The organism is Ruegeria sp. HKCCA5763, assembly GCF_013034545.1.
Lineage (GTDB): Bacteria > Pseudomonadota > Alphaproteobacteria > Rhodobacterales > Rhodobacteraceae > Ruegeria.
This window is the reverse complement of the sequence record NZ_WQGF01000009.1, coordinates 227422-233711: the sequence shown is the minus strand read 5'-3', so window position 1 is coordinate 233711 and position 6290 is coordinate 227422. Positions and strand designations below refer to the sequence as shown.

The window sequence follows — 6290 nt, the reverse complement described above, 5'->3', positions numbered from 1 at the left end:
GCCGACCTGACCCTTGAGAACCGGCTGCTCAAAAAAAGCATGTTCGAGGATGGGGCTGGTTCTACCTGTCTACGATCCTGGATGATTACAGCCGTTACGTTGTCTCTTGGCGCCTTTGCACCACGATGAAAGCTGACGATGTCACAGGAACACTGGAAGACGCTTTGGCTGCATCAGGTTGTGACAGTGTCACCGTTCTTCAAGAGACCAACTGTTCTGATAGATCCAAGCCTGCATCAAGTGTTCAGCAGGTTTTACCGGGGCCTGTTCACATTCAATCATGTCCCAGTTTTTCCTTCTTCATCGTATCAAGCTGATCTGCCCACCACTGTGCCAACTCAACTCGCTCATTCCAGTGTGCGCTGCGTGCGTATGCCCGGCGGATTTCATTCTTTTCCACATGGGCGAGTGCTCGCTCAATGGCGTCCGGATGCCAACAGCCTGATTCATTGGCCAATGTGGAAAACATTGCCCGAAAGCCATGCGCCGTCATCTCGTCCTTCTCATACCCCATGCGGCGCAGCGCGGCATTCAAAGTATTGTCGCTCATGCAGCGCTTGGATGAACGTACCGATGGAAAGAGTAACTTGCCCCAGCCCGTCAGGTCGCGCAGTTCCTTCAAGTGATCGAAGGTTTGGCGGGACAGCGGTATTGTGTGAGGCCGCCGCATCTTGGCGCGATGTGCCGGAACGGTCCACGCCATTCTGGCTTCATCGATCTCATCCCACTCCGCCATTCGCAACTCTCCGGGGCGCAGGGCAGTCAACGCCAGCAGTTGCAATGCGAGGCGCGTCGTTCTTTGACCGGAAAACCCGTCGATAGCCCGTAGCAATGCACCGGCCTGCGCCGGATCAGTGATTGCCGCGCGGTGCTGTACCTGGGGCCTGATCAGGGCATCCTTCAAACCATAGGTCGGATCGTTATCGGCGAGTCCCAGGGCGATGGCATAGCGAAAGACGGCCCCGGCAGCAGACCGCATCCGTACGGCGCTTTCGTGATTGCCCTTTTTTTCCATCTTCTGCAGCGGAACCAGAATATCCCGTGCTGTTATTTGTGTGATCGGCATTTTCCCGATGTCTGCGGAAAGTAGCCGGTGAAACCAGGCGGTCTTAGTCAGCGTTGCTTCGGCACGGCCTTCGCTGCGCTTCTTTTCCAGCAGTTCTATCGCCAACTTGGAGAAAGTGGCTTTGTTCTCTGCCTCTTCTCTGGCTTTTTTGTCTTTGCGCACGCTGGAAGGATCTTCGCCATTTGCGATCAGGCTGCGGGCGTCGTCCCGTTTCCGTCGCGCATCGGCCAGTGTCACTTCAGGATACTTGCCCAGCGCCAGCAGCTTTTCCTTTTGGAGCCAACGATACTTAAAGCGCCAGAGTTTCGAACCGTTCGGCTTCACCAGCAAATAAAGCCCGTCAAAATCGGCCTGCTTGTAGGGCTTCTCCTTAGGTTTCAGAGCCCGAATCCGTGCGTCGCTCAAGACAGGCATTGGGGGTACCTTCCAGTCACCAGGTGGCATGTACCCCAATTTGGTACCCCATTTGGGGGTAGATTACAGCGCACGTGGCAGGACAACATCGGACAATCCGACGGTAGAAACCCTGCAACTACAAGCTACTATCAGTCAAAATCGGACGCAACTGGATGTTAAAGTGGTGCCCCCACACGGACTCGAACCGCGGACCTACTGATTACAAATCAGTTGCTCTACCAGCTGAGCTATAGGGGCAAGCCGTTGATACTAAACGACTATTATCTCCGTACACAATGCCAAGCAATCGCTATTACATGGGATTTAGCTAATGTTTGTCTATGGTACCTTCGATTTTTTTGTCGTTTATCTCACGCGCATTTGTCTGTCCATAGCTAAATGACGGCAAATCACCGGAGATGCAAGTACCAGCGCTGCCAACCACTAGCCACCCTTCTCATCTCACCCGCTCAGCCACGCCACGCCAGCGCTACACACCTGCTCGGCCCCGCTACATGGGGCAGGACCGTCGTGAAAGGGGGCGGGGTGCCTAAGACAATGACGGGGGAAGTCGAACCGTCCAGGGGGGTCACGACAATGGTAGGCAGCAAGTTCCGGCCCAGAAGCCCACCACTGCATTTAGTGGCTATTTTGTAAATAGTTTCTTGGTTTATCAATGTTTTATGGCAAAAACCACGAAACCCTTACTGAAAGATGTGGCCGACTTTCAAGCCTCCGCAGCAGGTGTGCAAGTTCCGGTCGGCTATGAAATCTCAACACCGCGCGAACATGCCCTCTGGATGCAGTACACCAGCGCAAGGCCCGCTGATGAATGGCTAGACGCTGAGCTAGTGCAGGTTTGCTTGGTCATCAAAGCAGATTTGGAGATCGAACGGCTGACTGCTTACCTCGACGAACACGGCGACTTGTCCACCGCAGGCAACGGCGCGATCAAAGCCCATAGGTCCAGCCATCGTTTTCGGACACAGTGTGTGTCGCTGGCCCATCGCAGCGCGGGCAGACAGTTTCGGTATGGGTTCTTTCGCGTGCCATTGTTGGTCACTCCAGCTGCTGGCCCCAACATGGGCCGGTGGTGATGTCAACGACGCCGCGGAACGGCGCGTCGGGGAGGAATTCCAACCAGGCGCGGGTCATCTTGGCTTTCAGGATGCGACGGACAGCGCGGACGGTTTGCGGGTCGACCGCACAGTCGATGACCAGTTCGTCGTGTACGGTCGCAACGATGCAGGCTGGTAGGTGGCGCAAGGCTTCGCCGACGTAAACAAGGGCGACGCCGATGATTTCGGCCGCGGTGCCTTGAACGGGGTGGTTTAGTGCGAAGTTGCGTTCGTATCCGTCCAGCCAGTCGTCGACCTGCCAGTCTTCCAGTTCATCGAAGCCTTTGTCGTCCGGCGTGCGTGACCGCCAGCGGAACAGCCAACGCCGACCGCCGATGGTGCTAACGTCGCCGCCGCGACGGGTCTGGCGCTCCTGGTCACGTTGCCAGCGTTTCAGATTAGGGTACGCGTCGAAGAATCCGTCAATGAGGTCGACAGCGGCATCATGGGAAGCCCGTGTTGCCTAGGAGACAATCAAGCGGGCGCTCAGCACCACGCCTTCTATCAAGACAGATCGGTGATCGGGGGGATTGATACCCGAAACGGCGTGGTGCCTGCCTACCAGGTCGGTTTCGATATCCGAGACGACCTGAAAACCCACCTACTTACCCATGTCGCGGATTGGCACCGCGACCTTGCCGTCGGGCAGCGGTTGCAGTAGACACGAAAAATGCTCTAATTTGGCTTAGTCAGTGAATCATGGATTTAGCAACGCACTATGCCGATGTCGCAACACCCCTCTTTGACCGCCGATCAGTCTGGCCTCCTCGCCGCGGGGCACGGCGACGCCCCGGACGATGTACTAAAGCATCCCGGAATGATAGCGGATACGGAGCGGCGTGCCCTTTGTAACCTGACGCGCGACCACTATCGAGACGGTTCAACAATAATCGACGCTGGCGCTTTCCTTGGAGCGTCGACAAAGGCATTTTTGCGTGCAATCGAGGATGGCGGCTTCGCGAACCCGTCAGTTCATACTTACGAATATGGCCGCTTCAGCGACTATAGCTCCCAGTTTGCGACCGAGATCCTGTCAAAAGAGTTCCATGCCGGGGAAAATTTCGGCGAAATGCTGAAGTCGCTTGTCGATGATCGGCACAATACAATCCAATTTAACCTTGGAGATATAAGAGATTTTCACTTCTCCGGCCCCGAAATATCTATAGCGTTCTTAGATGTTTTAAAAAGCACAAGTCTGATGGATGCGGTTTATGACAAGTTCTTTCCCTACTTCGCCGATGACACGGTCCTCTACCAGCAAGATTATTTTCATCCTTTCCACCCATGGATAGCCTGCTCTATGGCCAAGTATCAGAGTATGGGAGCATTCTCCTATTTGGGCCGCCCTGATCCTGAGTTCGGTGCATTTAACGCTGCCGTGTTTGTTGTGAAAGACCTCGCCGCCGTTCGCGCAGTAGCCCCTTCCAGCTTCCGGGACGCTTCGAAAGAAGAGGTTCTGGACTGGATGAATACTGCTATCGGTTTGCATGATCATCCATTCGAAAAGCTGAATGTGATTGGCTTGCGCAGCGCGGCCGTCGCATTGTTCGACAAAGATGAGGCCACCGCCCAAAACGATTTCCGGGCAGGGCTGCGAGACAATGGTATTGCCGACCTCCTAGACCACCCGCGGCAGCAGCATCACATCAAACGAGTTAATACTTTCTTGAGACAACTCGTGAAGGGAAAGATGCGCTTCGCAGATTAATCGCAGACGATCTTCAAAAAGATCAGCGTGCACCGGCCCATATCGATTTTCTTTGTATCAAGATCGAAGATGGTGAACTAGAAGCCACGAAGAATTCCGAATTAAACAATCACTGAGGAAATTGCAGGATTGACAAATTGGCAAGCATGACGAAGACCGTATACTTCCACATCGGCACGGTCAAAACGGGTTCGACCGGGTTGCAGAAGTTCTGCTATGAGCACCGTGAAGCGTTGCTGGGTGCAGACGTAGATTATATCCAATTTCAACCCCCTCGATTGGATCTGCCCCGTTGGGCAAATGCAGATTACCTTATGACCGCTGACTTTGACTCCGATGTTGTCACTAGGTACGTAGAGGCAAGTCCTGCTTCGCGTATCCTGATCTCGGAAGAGGGGTTGATGGGCAGGCCGCAGATCTGGCAGCACCCGGTTTTTAACAATATGCGCCGTGTTGTCATCCTATACTTGCGCAACAACGTTGACCTCGTCGCTTCATGGGCCTCCGAGAACGCGCTGCCTTACAATTTTTCGCAGAAGGAACACAGCAGTGGGCGCGGCGTAGTATCTGTCGAAGAGGGTATCAGCGTCTGGACAGATCGCTATCTTAGCCATCTGCAAAACCTTCACAAGGCGTTCGCGGCAGATCCAGAGTTGACGGTGCGATTGCTTCCGTTCCCGCCATCCAACGGGAAAACCTTGATCAAAACCCTTCTGGAGGCGCTCGAACTGAACCAAGAGGCCGTGGACGGCCTCGTGGATGCGGCCAGTAACGACCCTTTCAATGTAGGGCACACCCGTAAATTTTGCGATACGTCATCCACTCTTGCCGACCTATCGCTGCAATATGGTCTGCCGCGTTTATACAGCCACGATCTAGTAAAAAGCATTTATAACCAACTGCACTCAGGTGATCAGCGCAAAGTCGTCGAAACGCTGACCAAACAGGATATGACAACCATTCGGAACAAGCTCTTGTCACCGGCCAAGGCCTTGATCGAAGACTATGGTGCGCCGCCTACGATCATCGATATGCCGAAGGCTGCTCATTCGAACAACGCGCCTTACAACCCCCTCGACCTTAGTGAATTGAAGCTCATTTTTTTTGAGCACGCCATTAAGCGCGTTGTCACTTTCTTGCAGGAACGGGATGCCGCCTTACAGGAACGGGATGCCGCCTTACAGGAACGGGATGCCGCCTTACAGGAACGGGATGCCGCCTTACAGGCACGGGACACCGCCTTACAGGAACGGGATGCCGCCTTACAGGAACGGGATGCCGCCTTACAGGCACGGGACACCGCCTTACAGGAGCGGGATCATACGCGGAAGTATCCTTGGAAATACATTAGGCATTCGTGGAATGCGAACCTTAAAAGGTCGCCGCGATCTCGTCGTGGGTATTGATGCCGATTATCCCGTGATCGCAGATGATCTGCACGCAGCCGCGACCATTGAAATGGGCGACACACTCCATGTGTGTTTCGGTCGCGGCCATCTGCGATCCAGCATCCTCGAGAGTTACTGCCTTCTTCACGTGGAATGGCCCGTTCAAGGATCATCGCTCTACACTCCGCCGGGAAGTGAACTTGGGACATGGTAAGCCAGCCGATCTCTTGCAGCAGCGGCTCAACCACAGCGCTGATTGCGCCGTCATATTGTAATGTCCCGCACGCCGACCGAGTTCAGGTCAGCCACAAGTTCGTCCAGCGGTTTGGCCTCGGGTGTGAAACACCACGGCTCACCGTTCCGGTACAGTTGACCGTGGAACGTGGCCTGTGGACCGTCCAGACCTGCCAACGTAATCTCGCAATAGCGCTGGGGCTGTGCTGTCATTTCATTTGTCATTTGGGGTTCTCCTGTACTGGTGACGTGACAATTAAATTACCAATTCGGCCCGCCGGTAAATTCTTAAGGGTACCTATTTAACAGGCTAAGGTTGTTAAACGGAAAATGACCGGAGCACGAATGCCCCGGCCAATCTCGTCGCAATACGACTTCTT

At 54.4% G+C, this 6290-nt stretch carries 6 protein-coding genes, 1 tRNA gene and 1 pseudogene; 3 read left to right on the top strand and 5 right to left on the bottom strand.

The window, feature by feature from the left end; translation table 11 throughout:
• Positions 1 to 41 precede the first annotated feature (41 nt).
• Positions 42 to 197: pseudogene (locus GOV89_RS16450) on the top strand (DDE-type integrase/transposase/recombinase); the annotation flags it as partial.
• Positions 198 to 274: 77 nt separating this feature from the next.
• Here the strand turns inward: GOV89_RS16450 and GOV89_RS16445 are convergent.
• Both GOV89_RS16445 and GOV89_RS16440 read right to left on the bottom strand, forming a co-directional pair.
• A complete protein-coding gene (locus GOV89_RS16445) occupies positions 275 to 1480 on the bottom strand; it encodes an integrase arm-type DNA-binding domain-containing protein (RefSeq protein ID WP_171235721.1) in 1206 nt (401 codons plus the stop codon).
• A 164-nt stretch (positions 1481 to 1644) separates the two neighbouring features.
• Positions 1645 to 1720: transfer RNA gene (locus GOV89_RS16440), tRNA-Thr, on the bottom strand.
• Between the two features lie 425 nt (positions 1721 to 2145).
• On the opposite strand from GOV89_RS16440, the gene GOV89_RS16435 reads away from it, so the two are divergent.
• On the top strand, positions 2146 to 2559 hold the full coding sequence (locus tag GOV89_RS16435) for a hypothetical protein (RefSeq protein ID WP_171238658.1): 414 nt from the start codon (positions 2146 to 2148) through the stop codon (positions 2557 to 2559).
• Here the strand turns inward: GOV89_RS16435 and GOV89_RS16430 are convergent.
• A complete protein-coding gene (locus tag GOV89_RS16430) occupies positions 2522 to 2977 on the bottom strand; it encodes a DNA polymerase (RefSeq protein WP_254451544.1) in 456 nt (151 codons plus the stop codon). The genes GOV89_RS16435 and GOV89_RS16430 overlap by 38 nt on opposite strands.
• A gap of 935 nt (positions 2978 to 3912) precedes the next feature.
• On the bottom strand, positions 3913 to 4008 hold the full coding sequence (locus tag GOV89_RS23105) for a hypothetical protein (RefSeq protein WP_371810647.1): 96 nt from the start codon (positions 4006 to 4008) through the stop codon (positions 3913 to 3915).
• A gap of 426 nt (positions 4009 to 4434) precedes the next feature.
• Between GOV89_RS23105 and GOV89_RS16420 the strand changes: the two genes are divergently transcribed.
• Positions 4435 to 5694 carry a hypothetical protein gene (locus GOV89_RS16420; RefSeq protein WP_171238656.1) on the top strand — a complete coding sequence of 420 codons (1260 nt, stop codon included), beginning with the start codon at positions 4435 to 4437 and terminating at the stop codon, positions 5692 to 5694.
• Positions 5695 to 5940: 246 nt separating this feature from the next.
• On the opposite strand, the gene GOV89_RS16415 is transcribed toward GOV89_RS16420, so the two are convergent.
• Positions 5941 to 6135 carry a hypothetical protein gene (locus GOV89_RS16415; protein WP_171238655.1) on the bottom strand — a complete coding sequence of 65 codons (195 nt, stop codon included), beginning with the start codon at positions 6133 to 6135 and terminating at the stop codon, positions 5941 to 5943.
• Between the last annotated feature and the right edge of the window lie 155 nt (positions 6136 to 6290).

Coding starts and splice junctions, on each gene's coding strand:
- GOV89_RS16445 (WP_171235721.1), bottom strand. CDS start 1,480: ATGCCTGTCTTGAGCGACGCACGGATTCGGGCTCTGAAACCTAAGGAG.
- GOV89_RS16435 (WP_171238658.1), top strand. CDS start 2,146: ATGGCAAAAACCACGAAACCCTTACTGAAAGATGTGGCCGACTTTCAA.
- GOV89_RS16420 (WP_171238656.1), top strand. CDS start 4,435: ATGACGAAGACCGTATACTTCCACATCGGCACGGTCAAAACGGGTTCG.
- GOV89_RS16415 (WP_171238655.1), bottom strand. CDS start 6,135: ATGACAAATGAAATGACAGCACAGCCCCAGCGCTATTGCGAGATTACG.